The organism is Caballeronia sp. GAWG1-5s-s, from assembly GCF_023631445.1.
Lineage (GTDB): Bacteria > Pseudomonadota > Gammaproteobacteria > Burkholderiales > Burkholderiaceae > Caballeronia.
This window is the reverse complement of sequence record NZ_JALQDC010000004.1, coordinates 311,070-324,767: the sequence shown is the minus strand read 5'-3', so window position 1 is coordinate 324,767 and position 13,698 is coordinate 311,070. Positions and strand designations below refer to the sequence as shown.

General features: G+C 65.3%; 14 protein-coding genes. 3 read left to right on the top strand and 11 right to left on the bottom strand.

Translation table 11 applies throughout. The annotated features are described in order from the left end of the window. Positions 1-73: 73 nt before the first annotated feature. From rbsK to NCR34_RS07365, 6 genes are all read right to left on the bottom strand, one after another. On the bottom strand, positions 74-1,018 hold the full coding sequence (gene rbsK, locus NCR34_RS07390) for a ribokinase (protein ID WP_250499484.1): 945 nt from the start codon (positions 1,016-1,018) through the stop codon (positions 74-76). Between the two features lie 54 nt (positions 1,019-1,072). Then, on the bottom strand, positions 1,073-2,122 hold the full coding sequence (locus NCR34_RS07385) for a LacI family DNA-binding transcriptional regulator (protein ID WP_250499483.1): 1,050 nt from the start codon (positions 2,120-2,122) through the stop codon (positions 1,073-1,075). A 228-nt stretch (positions 2,123-2,350) separates the two neighbouring features. Beyond that, positions 2,351-3,358, bottom strand: a complete 1,008-nt coding sequence (locus NCR34_RS07380; protein WP_250499482.1) for an ABC transporter permease — start codon at positions 3,356-3,358, stop codon at positions 2,351-2,353. Further along, positions 3,359-4,966 carry a sugar ABC transporter ATP-binding protein gene (locus tag NCR34_RS07375; RefSeq protein WP_502800058.1) on the bottom strand — a complete coding sequence of 536 codons (1,608 nt, stop codon included), beginning with the start codon at positions 4,964-4,966 and terminating at the stop codon, positions 3,359-3,361. 174 nt (positions 4,967-5,140) lie between these two features. Next, positions 5,141-6,103 carry a sugar ABC transporter substrate-binding protein gene (locus tag NCR34_RS07370; protein ID WP_248322226.1) on the bottom strand — a complete coding sequence of 321 codons (963 nt, stop codon included), beginning with the start codon at positions 6,101-6,103 and terminating at the stop codon, positions 5,141-5,143. Positions 6,104-6,299: 196 nt separating this feature from the next. Further along, positions 6,300-6,581: a hypothetical protein gene (locus NCR34_RS07365; protein ID WP_175940314.1), complete on the bottom strand. Its 282-nt coding sequence runs from the start codon at positions 6,579-6,581 to the stop codon at positions 6,300-6,302. Between the two features lie 228 nt (positions 6,582-6,809). On the opposite strand from NCR34_RS07365, the gene NCR34_RS07360 reads away from it, so the two are divergent. From NCR34_RS07360 to NCR34_RS07350, 3 genes are all read left to right on the top strand, one after another. Beyond that, positions 6,810-7,115, top strand: a complete 306-nt coding sequence (locus NCR34_RS07360) for a PsiF family protein (RefSeq protein ID WP_206468135.1) — start codon at positions 6,810-6,812, stop codon at positions 7,113-7,115. Between the two features lie 223 nt (positions 7,116-7,338). After that, positions 7,339-7,809 carry a hypothetical protein gene (locus tag NCR34_RS07355; protein WP_248322225.1) on the top strand — a complete coding sequence of 157 codons (471 nt, stop codon included), beginning with the start codon at positions 7,339-7,341 and terminating at the stop codon, positions 7,807-7,809. 296 nt (positions 7,810-8,105) lie between these two features. Continuing rightward, on the top strand, positions 8,106-8,696 hold the full coding sequence (locus NCR34_RS07350) for a BPSL1445 family SYLF domain-containing lipoprotein (RefSeq protein WP_175940651.1): 591 nt from the start codon (positions 8,106-8,108) through the stop codon (positions 8,694-8,696). A 111-nt stretch (positions 8,697-8,807) separates the two neighbouring features. Here the strand turns inward: NCR34_RS07350 and NCR34_RS07345 are convergent, their stop codons facing one another. The 5 genes from NCR34_RS07345 to NCR34_RS07325 form a co-directional block, all read right to left on the bottom strand. Beyond that, entirely contained in the window at positions 8,808-9,875 is a 1,068-nt protein-coding gene (locus NCR34_RS07345; RefSeq protein WP_250499481.1) for a glycosyltransferase family 4 protein, read from the bottom strand. Positions 9,876-10,117: 242 nt separating this feature from the next. After that, entirely contained in the window at positions 10,118-11,503 is a 1,386-nt protein-coding gene (gene otsA / locus NCR34_RS07340; RefSeq protein ID WP_175940310.1) for an alpha,alpha-trehalose-phosphate synthase (UDP-forming), read from the bottom strand. Between the two features lie 130 nt (positions 11,504-11,633). After that, a complete protein-coding gene (locus NCR34_RS07335; protein ID WP_175940309.1) occupies positions 11,634-11,990 on the bottom strand; it encodes a Rap1a/Tai family immunity protein in 357 nt (118 codons plus the stop codon). Positions 11,991-12,075: 85 nt separating this feature from the next. Further along, positions 12,076-12,840, bottom strand: coding sequence for an ankyrin repeat domain-containing protein (locus NCR34_RS07330; protein ID WP_250499480.1), 765 nt, complete (start codon positions 12,838-12,840; stop codon positions 12,076-12,078). 54 nt (positions 12,841-12,894) lie between these two features. Next, positions 12,895-13,683: a TatD family hydrolase gene (locus NCR34_RS07325; protein ID WP_250499479.1), complete on the bottom strand. Its 789-nt coding sequence runs from the start codon at positions 13,681-13,683 to the stop codon at positions 12,895-12,897. Positions 13,684-13,698 lie beyond the last annotated feature (15 nt).

Here is a 13,698-nt window from a genome sequence, read left to right as displayed (position 1 = left end):
ACTTGAGAAGGTTCTTTCCCTGATAGGGAAAACGACGCGTTGCGCGCGCCGTTATTCAGCGCATGTTGAAAACTTATGCTGCGATTTCGCCGCGGCGCGGAATGGACGGCTGCGCGCCCTCGCGCGTGACGGCGAGCGCGGCGGCGCGCTGACCGAAGGCGATCGCATCCGCGACGGCGCTGCCGCGCGCCAGTTCCGCCGCGAATCCGCCGATGAACGTATCGCCCGCGGCGGTCGTGTCGACGGCCTCGACCTTCGGCGACGGCAGATGCTGGCCGTCGCTGTCGTCTCCTAGAAGTGCGAACACGCCCTGCGCGCCGAGCGTGACGATCACGTTGCGCGCGCCTTTCTCCTTCAGCACGCGAGCGGCGCGGCGCGCATCGTCCGGCGTCGCGATGGTGATACCCGAAAGCGTCGCGGCTTCCAGTTCGTTCGGAATCAGATAGTCGATGAGCGCGAACCAGTCGGCGGGCAGCGTGTTCGCCGCGGGCGCGGGATTGAGAATCGTCGTGCGACCCAGCCGGCGGCCCGCGGCCAGCGCCGCGCGCACGGTCTCAGGCGGCGTTTCGAGCTGGCAGACGATGACATCGGCGCGTGCGAGCAGTGCTTCTTGTTCGTCGATGACCGCGGGCGTGACCTGCGCGTTGCTGCCCGCGACGATGACGATCGCGTTCTGGCTCGCGTCGTCCACGATGATGAGCGCGACGCCCGTCGGCGCGTCCGCGCTCGTCGCAAGCGCCGCGCAGTCGATGCCTTCCGCTTCGAGGCCCGCGCGCAGCGTCGCGCCGTTCGCGTCGCGGCCGACGCAGCCGATCATCGCGACCTGCGCGCCGAGACGCGCGGCCGCCACCGCCTGATTCGCGCCCTTGCCGCCCGGCGCCTGCACGAAAGCGGAGCCGGCGAGCGTTTCGCCGGGCCTGGGCAGGCGCGGCGCGCGCGCCACGAGGTCCATGTTGAGACTGCCGACCACCACCACGCGCCCGCGCGTGCCCGTTTCACTCGTTGCGTTGTCGCTCATCGCGATGAAATCCTGCTCCGGTTGTTGGTCCGCGTTATTCCACGTTATTCCACGCTATTTCGATCTGGCGTCTGCCACGGCGCCGCTCTCGGCGCCATGCGATTCGGGCACGACCGCCGTGGATTCGCGCAGCACGAGACGCGGCGGGACCACGCGGCGGCGCGTCGTGCCGCCGAGCTTGCCGACGATGCGCTCGATCAGCGTCTGCGCGGCCATCTCGCCGAGCGCGCGCACCGAATGGCCGACCGTCGAGAGCGCAGGATACGTGTAGCGCGACAACTCGACATCGTCGAAGCCGATGATCGAGCAATCGTCCGGCACGCGAATCTTGCGCTCGGCCGCCGCCCGCAGCGCGCCGATGCCCATCATGTCGTTACACGCGAAAATCGCGGTCGGCTTCATCGCGTCGAACAGTTGCGAGGCCGCCGCATAGCCGCCCGTCGCGGAAAAGTCGCTCTGAACGATCGCGTTCGGCTCGATCTCGACGCCGCGCTCGGCCATCGCGCGGATGAAACCGTGCAGGCGCATGGCGCTCACCGCCGTCGCGACCGGTCCGGTGATGCAGCCGATCTCCGAATGCCCCGTTTGCAGCAGATGCTTCGTGGCGATATACGCGCCTTTCTCGTGGTCGATCTGCACGAGGTCCGCCGAGACGCCCTCGATGTTGCGGTCCACGATGACGAGCGGCTCACGCGCGCCCGCGAGACACTGCGCGAGCACCGCGTCCTCGCCCGCCGATGCGATCACGAGGCCGTCGATGCGCTTTTCCTGCAACACGCGCAAATAGTTGCGCTGCTTGGCCGGATCGTCGTCCGAGTTGCAGAAGAAGACGCAGTAGCCGTTTTTCGCGCAGCCGTCCTCGACCCCGCGCGCCAGTTCGGCGAAGTACGGATTCGTCGCGTTCGGCACGAGCAGCCCGATGGTCGCCGTGGACTTCGCCTTGAGCGAGCGCGCCACGGCCGACGGCACGTAGTCCAGCTCGCGGATCGCGCGCTCGACCTTCGCCCGCACATCGGCCGACACCGGCCTCGAATTGTTCACTACGTGGGACACCGTCGTAAACGACACCCCAGCAATGGCTGCCACGTCCTTGATCGTCGCCATACATCGTCCTTCGCTTATGCTTTGGTCCAACTTCTTTTATTGACCGGAAACGGCCTCTCGCGCGGCCCTCCCGCGCCGGCCGTTTTCCTTCCGCTCACCGCTCTTGACGTTGTCTAGACGTTGAACGGACTGCCCGGTCATCTCTATTTGACTGCACTTGTGTTTAACGTCGCCGCCCACCCCGTTGCGAGGCGCCGACGTGCTGCCTGCTGCACTGCTATATCAAGCTCAACCGCGCCTGCGCCGGCTCCGGTACGTATCCAGCACCACCGCGACCACGATCACCGCGCCCGTGATGATGCGCTTGGTCGGCTCGTTCGCGCCGATCTGCGCGAGCCCCGCCGCCAGCACCGAGATGATGAGAACGCCGAAAAACGTGCTGATGACCGAGCCGCGCCCGCCCATCAGACTCGTTCCGCCGATCACCACCGCCGCGATCACCTGAAGCTCCACGCCCGCGCCCGCGTTCGGATCCGCGGCTTCGAGACGTGAAATCTGGAACAGCGCGGCCAGTCCCGACAGCGCGCCCATCAGCGCGAACACGATGACCTTGTACGGCCGCGGATCGACACCCGCGAGCCGCACCGCTTCCTCGTTCGTGCCGATGCCTACCAGATAACGGCCGAAAATCGTCCGGGTCAAGACCCAATGCGCAAGAATCATCACCGCCACCGCAATCAGGAACGCCGGCGAGATGCCGAACGCGATCGGATTCGACAGAAAATCGAACGCATCGCCGATATACGCGGTGCGCGAGTTCGTCATCTGATACGCGAGCCCGCGCGCCGCTTCCAGCACGCCGAGCGACACGATGAACGACGGAATGCGCCACGCCACCGTGACGAGCCCCGTGACCGTGCCCGTCAGCGCGGCGGCGGCGAGCCCGATGAGCGCCGCCGGAAGCGCCGGCCAGTGCCACTTCAGCGCGGCCACGCTCACCACCGACGCGCCGAGCGCAAGGACCGAGCCCACCGACAAGTCGATCCCCGCGATGATCAGCACGAACGTCATGCCGACCGACATCACGACGAGATCCGGTATCTGGTTCGCGATCGTGCTGAACGTGTCGTACGTCAGGAAGTGCGAACTCAGCACGGAGAAAAGCGCGATCATCGCGGAGAGCGCGCCGGCCAGCCCCAGATAATTGGAGAAGCCCAGGCGCGTGCCCGCGCCCTTCGCGTTCTTGCCGCTTTTCGGCGCATCGGCTGGCAGATTCGCTTCGGTCTGTCCGGTCATTCAATGCTCCAGCAAATTGTCTTGTTCGGGCGGCTTCGCGTCGGGCGCGAGCGGCTCGTGCAGAATCGCCTCGCGCTTCGCGTAGCCGGCGAAAGCCGCCGCGAGCAACGCATCCTGAGTCCAGTTCGCGCGGTCGAACACGCCGGTCATGCGCCCGGCCGACATCACGCCGATCCGGTCGCAGATCAGCATCAGTTCGCGCAGATCGCTCGAAACCACCACGAGCGCGCGGCCTTCGCGGGCGAGCGCGCCCATGAGCCCGTAAATATCGAACTTCGCGCCGACGTCGATGCCGCGCGTCGGTTCGTCGAAAAGCAGCACGGCGCAGTCGCGCGCGAGCCAGCGGCCGATCACCACTTTCTGCTGATTGCCGCCCGATAGCTCGGACACCGCTTGCGCCGGCCCCGACGTGCGGATGCGCATGGCGTCAATCTGGCGCTCGGCGAGCGCGGCTTCGCGGCGCGTGTCGATCACGCCGTGACGCGCCACTGCGCCCACGTTGCCGAGTGAAACGTTCGCGGCGATGGGCAGGCCGAGCAGCAGGCCCTCGCCCTTGCGGTCCTCCGTGATGAGCGCGATGCCGTTTTTCACCGCGTCCGACGGCGACTGGATATCCACCGGGCGCACTGCCTCGCCGCCGCGCGAGACGGACACCGTGCCGCCGTCCGCGCGATCCGCGCCGTAGATCAGGCGCATGAGTTCCGTGCGCCCCGCGCCGATCAGCCCGCTAATGCCGAAAATCTCGCCCGCGCGCACTTCGAAGGACACGTCGCGCACGGCCGGGGCGCGCGTCATGCCATCCGCTTTCAGCGCGACGCCGCCCAGCTTGCGCTCGCCGAGATCGATGCGTTCGCCCAGTTCACGGCCCACCATCAGCGTGACGAGCTGGTCGCTGGTCAGCGCGCTCATCGGCCCGACGTGCACGAGGCGGCCGTCGCGCAGCACCGCCGCGCGCTCCGCGATGCGCCGCAGTTCTTCCAGTCGATGCGAGATATAGACGAGCGCCACGCCGCGCGCCTTGAGCCGCGCGATCTGCTCGAAGAGGAGATCGACTTCGCGTGCGGTGAGCATCGCGGTGGGTTCGTCGAGAATCAGCACGCGGCAATCGCCGATCAGATTGCGCGCGATTTCGACCATCTGCTGATGCCCGATGCCGAGGTCGCCCACGAGCGTCTCCGGGTCGATCGCATCGAGGCCGACTTGCGCCATCGCGTGCCGCGCATCCTGGGCGAGCCGCTTGCGGTCGATCCAGCCGATTTTCAGGCGCCCTTTCTGCGGCAGGCGGTTGAGGAACAGGTTTTCCGCGACCGAAAGCGTCGGCAGCAGGTTCAGCTCCTGCATCACCATGCGCACGCCGAGCGATTCCGCTTCGGTGCGGCTTTGCGGCGCGTACGGCTGGCCCGCGAGCGTCATGGTGCCCGTGGTCGGATTGGTGAGCCCGCCGATGATCTTCGACAGCGTGCTCTTGCCCGCGCCGTTCTCGCCGGTCAACGCGAGCACCTCGCCCGGCGAGAGTCCGAGCGATACGTCGGCCAGCACCGGCTCGACATAGGTCTTGCCGATTCCCGTGACGGTCAGCACGCTCGCGTCGTGCGCGTCTTTCATCATGGCGTAAGGTCGCTCAAGGCGGTCGGTGCATCCTCGGCAAAGTTGTGCATGCGTTGCGGCGGGACGGCGGCCGGCGCGCTCCGCCGCCATCCGTCCACCGCGCTCGTCCGTCTTAACGGCATGATGGCCGCGAACTTGAGGACGAACGGTTCGCGGCGCAACGCTGGCTGCGCTTTACTTCGTCACGAGATCGACGGGCGTTTCCACCACGGTCGAGAGCTCCGATTGCTTCTTGTGCCCGGAAATGGCCTTGAGCGCCACGTCGATGCCGAACACGGCCTGCTTCGCCGCGTATTGGTCCGCGGTGGCGAGCACGCGGCCGTCCTTCAGCATCGGCTTGATGGCGTTGATGTTGTCGTAGCCGACCACCTGCACCTTGCCGGCCTTGCCCGCCGCGCGCACCGCCGACACCGCGCCGATCGCCATGTTGTCGTTGCCGCAGAGCAGCGCCTTGACGTTCGGGTTCGCGTTGAGAATCTGCGACGCGACGGCGTTGCCCTTGTCGATTTCCCAGTCGCCCGATTGGAGCGCGACCACCTTCATGCCGGCCGCGTCCATCGCGTCCTTGAAGCCGGCCGTGCGCTGCTGCGCGTTGGTGGTCGTCGAGACGCCTTCGATGATGCCCACTTCGTCGCCCTTCTTCAGGTGCTTGGCGAGATAGTCGCCGACCTGGCGCGCGCCCTTGCGGTTGTCCGGGCCGACGAACGGCACGTTCAGGTCCTTCGACTTGAGCACGTCCTGATCGAGCCGGTTGTCGATATTCACCACGATGATGCCCGCGTCCGCCGCCTTCTTGATGACCGGCACGAGCGCCTTCGAATCCGCTGGCGCGATGACGAGCGCATCGACCTTCGAGACGATCATCTGCTCGACGATGCGGATCTGCGCGGCCGTATCGGTTTCGTCCTTGATGCCGTTGGTGATGAGCTCGAACTTGTCGGCGTTGTGCTGCTGGTAGTCTTTCGCGCCGTTTTCCATCGTGAGGAAGAACTCGTTGGCGAGCGACTTCATCACGAGCGCGACCTTCGGCTTGCCGGCGCTCTGCGCGAACGCGGGCGATGCGGCGAAAGGCAGCGCGCTGCACGCAACAAGCGCGACGGCGGCTGACAGGACGCGACGGCGAATGGCTGACTTCATGCGGTTCTCCTCCAGTGTTTTGATTGATTTGTTTGCAGTGGGTCCTGCATGTCACGCGAAACGTGGGCGGTTCAACGTTTGCCGCCGTCGATTCTCGTTCGTGGGAGGCGCGCGGTCAATCGGGCTAACGTGCAGTGGGCGCTTCGGACGCACGCGCAATGTGGTCTCGCGCGCGTTCGAAGCCAGCCGCAGCCGTTCAGAGATCGGCGACGGACTGGCCCTCGATTTCGTTGTCGATGATCTTGCGGCCATAGTCAATGCCAGCGCGCGTCGCATCGATCGGGCTCTCGAACGGCTCCTGCTCCGGCACGCCGAACATGGCGGAGCGGCCGCTCTCCCCGGCCGCGTCGCGTGAAATGGTCACGAAGATGTCGAAGTGGCGCGGGCCGTCGTCCGGCTCGTCACGCTCTTTCGCGCGTCGCATGGCCTGCACGTGGATGGCGAAGCCTTTGTAATGATCGGCGAGCGGTGTGGACATGAAGCGGCTCCTGTCATGAGATGAAGGATCGAAGCAACCGGATGACGAACACTGGCGTCCGCTCGCCGGCGAAAGCGCGTTGCAAGGCCGCGGCGCGGCGCGAAAAGATCAACCTCGAGATTTAACCTTATCGCACACTCAGTTGAAACCTGCTTTGCCATAATGCGCGGGCGAGACGTCGAAACTCGCTTATTCAAGAAGAATCGTCAATTACTCAGGGAGCGTCACATGACCATCCGAGCTACTGCCCTTATCGCTGTTTTGAGTCTTACGCTGGGCGCGCATACGGCTTTCGCGGCCAATAGCCAGCAGTCGAAGATGAGCGACTGCAACAAGCAGGCAGGCGACAAAAAGGGCGACGACCGCAAGGCGTTCATGAAGAGCTGCCTGTCCGCCACGCCCGCCGCGGCCTCCGCCGCCTCCGCGCCGATGACCCAGCAGCAGCGCATGACTGCGTGCAACAGCCAGGCATCCGGCAAGAAGGGCGACGACCGCAAGGCATTCATGAAGAGTTGTCTCAGCACCAAGGGCTGATCGCGGCGCCGGCCGCATGTCTGATTCGCGCCGCGTCGATCGCATGCGGCGCGCGCGGCCTCCCCTTGCCGTCCGTAGATATTGCACTGCACCCAAGCAAGTGTTTCGCACCGCCGTCTTTTTCTCATAAGATGGCGCGAAGGCGGCCCCTCACGAATACAAGAAACACGCCATCGGCCGCCGCTCGTCTAGCGTGGCGACAAGCCTCGCATGGAGGCAACGGATGGCATGGAAATACAAGAACCGCTGGTTCCGCCGGTGGCTCGTGACGATCACCTTCTGGGCCGTGCCCGTGATGATCGTCGCGGTCAACGAGGTGCGCGAGGAAATGGCCTACAACACGGTCGATCTTCAGAAGGCGCTCTCGACCTGGGAACTCACCGATGCCCAGCGGTCGGCCGGTGCCGCCGCCCGTTGCCACGGCGCGCCGGACGAAGCGCGCGCAGCCGGCTGCCCCGCCGACGTTCTCAGCGCAAACGCCCTCCGCCATCAGGAAGCGCTCGATGAATACGCGCATCGCAAGGCCACCCTCGCCGATTATCTGTGGCATGCCTTCATCGGCTATTGGGTCGTGCCCGCGGCGTTTCTGCTTGCCGTCGGCATCGTGATCGGGGGCATCAAGCGCGCCTTGCGGCGACCGTCGCGCGCGCCGGAGCCCGTTCCTCCGACCAAAGTAAAAACGACGAGCCAGTGACCCGGGCAACCCGGGTACGGTCGTTGCTACTTGCTACGCGGCGTTGCCGCCGTCACCGTGACCGGTGCGGTGAAATTAATGCAGGGCTTCAGGCAGCGGGGCGGGCGAAATAGCCGGCCATTCGCCGTCGTCAAGTCGACGACGCGCGGATGCGACGCAGGGCTTGCGCGGCACGCGCGGAACGCGGTATCTGTGTCCGGTGCGAGCGTCGCGTTGTTGCGTCGCTGTGCTATAACTTGGCGTGCCTCACCCTCCCGCACTATGGGGTTTCCTAAATTCCACGATGGAGAACAATGATGCAAAGACGAAACTTCATGCTCAAGACGACGGCCGTGTTGGCGCTGGGAGGCCTCGCGCTTGCCGGTTGCACGACGAATTCGAATACCGGCGCTGAAAAGGCCGCCGGCAGCGCGGACGATCGCCGCAGCATCGACGCGGACGTCGACAGCACCATCCAGCGGCTGTATGCGACGGTTCCCGGCTCGCGCGAACTGGTCGCGAAGTCGCGCGGCGTGCTCGTGTTCCCGTCCGTGATTCAGGCAGGCTTCATCGTCGGCGCGCAGTACGGCAAGGGCTCGCTGCGCGTGGGTGGCAGCACGGTCGGCTACTACAGCACGACCTCCGGCTCCTTCGGCCTGCAGGCGGGCGCGCAGTCGAAGTCGATCATCTTCCTCTTCATGACGCAGGACGCGCTCGACAAATTCCGCAATTCGGACGGCTGGTCGGCAGGCGCCGATGCGTCCGTGGCGCTCGTCAAGATGGGCGCGAACGGCGCGGTCGACACGACCACCGCCACCAACCCGGTCGAAGCGTTCGTGCTGACGAACGCGGGCCTGATGGCCGACGTGTCGCTCCAGGGCACGAAGGTGACGCGCCTGAAGATGTAAGGCGGCGCGCGCCGTCTCACGGTCCCGGCGGAAAGCATGACCGCCGTGCGGCGCGACTCACGGTCGCGTCGCACGGCGGTTTTTTCGTTTTTGTTCTGGCGGTTCGAGGACTCAGGTCGCCGCGCGATCGATCAGCTTGAAGCGCGACCGCTTTTGCGCGCGCACTACGGCCTGATACGCGTCGAGATATTGCCGCGCCATGCGGTGCGACGTGAAGCGCTCCTCGAAGCGCCGGCGCACGCCCTCGCGCGAGAGCGTATGCAGCCGGTTCACGGCCGCCACCGCGCCGATCTCGTCTTCCACGATAAAGCCCGACACGCCCTCGTCCACCACTTCCGGCACCGCGCCGCGATTGAACGCGATAACGGGCGTGCCGCAGGCCATCGCCTCGATCATCGCGAGTCCGAACGGCTCGGGCCAGTCGACCGGGAACACCAGCGCGTGCGCGCCCGACAAGAAGTCCGCCTTCTGCGCGTCGTTGATTTCGCCGATGAACTCGACGTAGGGCAACTCCAGCAGCGGCGCGATCTCGCGCTCGAAGTATTCGTGATCGGCTGCATCGACCTTGGCCGCGATCTTGATCGGCAAGCCGCAGCGCCCCGCGATGCGAATGGCCGTATCGACGCGCTTTTCCGGCGAGATGCGCCCGAGGAACGCCAGATACTTCTGCTCGACGGGCTGCGGCACATAACGCGTCTCCGGCAGACCGTGATAGACCGTCGAGACCCACTTCGCCTGCGGCAACGGATGGCGCTGCGAATCGGAGATCGAGATCACGGGCGCGGTGTTGAACGTGTCGAAAACCGGCTGCTGCTCGGGCAAGTCGAGCCGCCCGTGCAAGGTCGTGACGAACGGCGTGTCCTGCCGGTTGAAGAGCGAAAAGGAGTAGTAGTCCATGTGGAAATGCAGGACGTCGAACTCCTCGGCGCGGCGGCGCACCAGTTCCATCAGCAGCATGTGCGGGGCAATACGGTCGCGAATCGCCGGGTCGAGGCGCAGCGCGCGCGGCCAGACGGCCTCCAGCTTCGCGCTGGTTTGTGAATCGCCGGTTGCGAACAGCGTCACATCGTGGCCAAGCTCGACGAGCGCCTCCGTGAGATACGACACGACGCGCTCCGTGCCGCCGTAGAGCTTGGGCGGGACGGACTCGGTCAACGGGGCAATTTGGGCAATTCTCATCGTTCTCGTCTCCATGCGAACTTCGACGTGCGAGCGTGTGCTCGTGTTCTTAATGCGTCGCGCGAGATCGAGTATGACAGCAGACTGTCAGCCGGCTAACGAGGGTTTCCCTCGATCGTTGAATGCGGCAAGCCGGCTCGCCGCGCGACGATTCATTATCGACGGCGAAGCGGCGCGAACCGGCGTTCTCTTGCACTTTCATCGCTCTGTTACAGGCCGGAAACAACCGTTTCGCGCGCCTGTTACTTGCGTCGCACGCCGCGAAGGTCGGCCAGGAAATCGTCGCGCCAGACGCCGAGATTGTGCTTGCGCAGCGCCGCCATGTTGGTCTGGTAACGCTGCTGGCGCTCGGCGAGCGGCATGGCGAGCGAACGGGCGAGCGCGTCGCTCATGCCGACGACATCGTGCGGATTCACCATCACCGCGCCCGTCATTTCGCCCGCCGCGCCCGCGAACTGCGACAGCACGAGCACGCCGGGATCGTCCGGATTCTGCGCGGCGACGTATTCCTTCGCGACGAGATTCATGCCGTCGCGCAGCGGCGTCACGAGCCCGATCTGCGATTCGCGGAACAGCGACATCAGCTTCCAGCGGTCATAGCGCTGGTTGAGATAGCGGATCGGCGTGTAATCGAGGCCGGAATAGCGCCCGTTGATGCGCCCTGCTTCGTATTCGAGGTTCTGGCGGATCTGCTGATACGTTTCGACGTCCGAGCGCGTGGGCGGCGCGATCTGCACGAGCGTGACGTTGCCGCGCCATTCGGGCGATTTCTCCAGAAAATGCTCGAACGCGCGAAACCGTTCGACGAGCCCTTTCGAATAATCCAGCCGGTCCACGCTCATGATGAGCTTGCGGCCTTCGAGACTCTGCTTCAGGTCCATCACGTCCTGCCGCGCCTCGCCGCGCTGCGCCTGTTCCGCGATCTCGTCGGGGAACACGCCGATGCGGTAGACGCCCGTCTTCAGCTTGCGCCCGAACGCCTCGACGTGGCCGTCCTCGGTTGCCGTGCCGTGCGCGTGCCGCACGATGTAGTCGTGAAACGCGGTCTGATCGCCTTCGGTCTGAAACCCGACGACGTCGTAGCAGCACAGCGACCGCACCAGTTCCTCATGCGGCGGAATGTTGAGCAGAATCTGCGGCGACGGAAACGGGATATGCAGGAAAAAGCCGATCCGGTTCGTGATGCCCGCGCTGCGCAGCGCCTCGGCGAACGGTATCAGGTGATAGTCGTGGACCCAGATGACGTCGTCGGGCTCCAGCAGCTTGATGAGCTTGTGCGCGAGCCACGAATTCACGCGGCGATAGCCGGCATATTCGTCGCGGTCGTAGACGGCGAGATCGTTGCGATAGTGGAAAACGGGCCACAGCATCGCGTTCGAGAAGCCGCGGTAATACTGGTCGTAGTCCTTCTTCGGCAGGCCGACGGTGGCGAACGTCACGGCGCCGTCCTGCACGAGCGTGGGCCCCTGATTCGCGACGCTCTCGCTCACCACGTCCCCGCTCCAGCCGAACCAGACGCCGCCGCTGTCCTTCAGCGCGCCGAACACACCGACGGCGAGCCCGCCGGCGGAGCCCTTGGTTTCGGTCGGCGTGGCGACCCGGTTGGATACGACGACGAGACGGCTCATATGCTTTCCTCTTGCGTTTTTTGTGTGATGTGGACGGATCGCTATCCGACGTTCGACTAGCAAACGGCGTGCGGGTTTCCGCGCCGCGTCCGATCACCCGAGCCGCTGCAAGAGGCGCGTCGGCGTCCGTTCAGCGTTCCGCCTTGCAGGGAAACGCCTTGCCGAGACCGAGCGAAACCATCGTCGTGGCGTTGAAATTCGCCTTGTCGGGGTTGTCCGCGATGTACTTGCGCACCGCGTCCGTCAGTTGCTGCGGCTTCACGTCGGCCGGCAGGCAGAAGTACTGGCCGACTTGCGGCCCCGTGGTGCCGCCGATGGCTTCGATCGTGTTGTACACGCCGTCGGCCGCGCCTTCGATATAAGCGGCACACGCGGTACGCGAGTTCGGGTCGGTTTTGATGCAGAGCTTGTTGAGATCGTTGCCGGTGAATGCGAACGCGCACACGGGCGTCGCAAGAACACAGGCGATGGCGAATTCCCGCAGCATGGTCTTCCTTGTCTGTTGAGCGGCGGCGTATCGGGGCGAGGCGGCCGCGCCTGACCGCGCTCGCCCGTTTTCGAGCGTAGCGGTGTTATTTTGACCCATTTGCGCCGCTTTGAGCAGCGCCGCCTTGCATGGCGTCGAGGCGCGCCTGCAAACCTTCCGCGACGTCCTTCTCGTTGTACTTGCGGGCGAAATCCACCGCCGTCATGCCGATCTGGTTCTTCACGCGCAAATCGGCGCCCTGATCGAGCAGCAGCTTGCACGTCGACAGATGGCCGCCGCGCGCCGCCATCATGAGCGGCGTGGTGCCGTTCGGCGATCCGGCGTCGATGTAGGCGGAGTGGTCGAGCAGGATCTTCACGATGTCGTCGTGGCCGTTGGTCGCCGCGTAGTGCAGCGGCGTCCAGCCCTTCTTGTTCACTTCGGCGTCCTTCGCGATCAGCAGATTCACGAACGTGGCGTCGCCGTTGAGCGCGGCGAGCATCATCGCGTTTTCGCCGGCGGAATCCAGCTTTTCCAGGTCCGTGTTCGGGTTGTCGGCGAGCAACTGGCCGACCTTGTCCGACTTCTCGCGCGCGGCGATGACGAGTAGCGGCGCGCCGGTGTTATCGACCGTGTTCGGGTCCGCGCCCTGCGCGAGCTGCTTCTTGACCTCGGACACGTCGTCGAACTTCACTGCCTTGATGAGCGAGTCCACGGAAGCGGCCCAGACCGGCTGCGCGAACGCACACGCGGCGATGAGCGCGCCCGCGAAAAGCCCGCGCACCGCCGCGCGCCTGCTGCCGCCGCGCGTGGCGGGCTGCGTGCGTGCATTCGTGGCGGACTGAGTGGAAACCATCGGGGAATTGTTCATAGTGGACCTTCGAATTGCATGAAACGATGAATCGCGCCGCTCGCCTGACTATGCTCAGGCAGCCGGACGGGCGATCTTGAAAAGCCGGAAGAAGTTGTCGGTGGTCGCTTGCGCCACCGCTTCGTCCGTCTGCTCGCGCAACTGCGCGATGAAACGTCCGACATAACTCACGTACGCAGGTTCATTCGGCTTGCCGCGATACGGCACCGGCGCGAGATACGGCGAGTCGGTTTCGATCAGCAGCCGGTCGAGCGGCACGCGCCGCGCGACGTCCTGCACGTCCGTCGCCTTCTTGAACGTGACGATGCCGGAGAGCGAGATAAAAAAGTTCTGCGCGAGCGCCGCTTCGGCTACGTCCCACGGCTCGGTGAAGCAGTGCATCACGCCGCCCGGCACGCTCGCGCGCTCCTCTTCCATGATGCGCAGCGTGTCTTCCGACGACGACCGCGTGTGGACGATGAGCGGCTTGCCCGTCGCGTGCGCGGCGCGAATATGCGTGCGAAAGCGCTCGCGCTGCCATTCCATGTCGGCGATGCTGCGGCCTTCCAGCCGATAGTAGTCGAGTCCCGTCTCGCCGATCGCGCAGACTTTCGGATGCGCCGCCAGTTCGACCAGTTCCGCGACGCTCGGCTCCTTCGCGTCCTCGTGGTCCGGATGCACGCCGACCGACGCATACACGTTTTCGCATCGCTCGGCGATATCGAGCACCGAGGGCAGCGTCTCCAGATCCACCGACACGCACAGCGCATGCGTGACCGAGTGCGCGCGCATCTTGTCGAGCACGTCCGGAAGCCGGTCGGCCAAGCCTTCGAAATTGATGTGACAGTGCGAATCGACGAACATCCCGTGCTCCTTGCT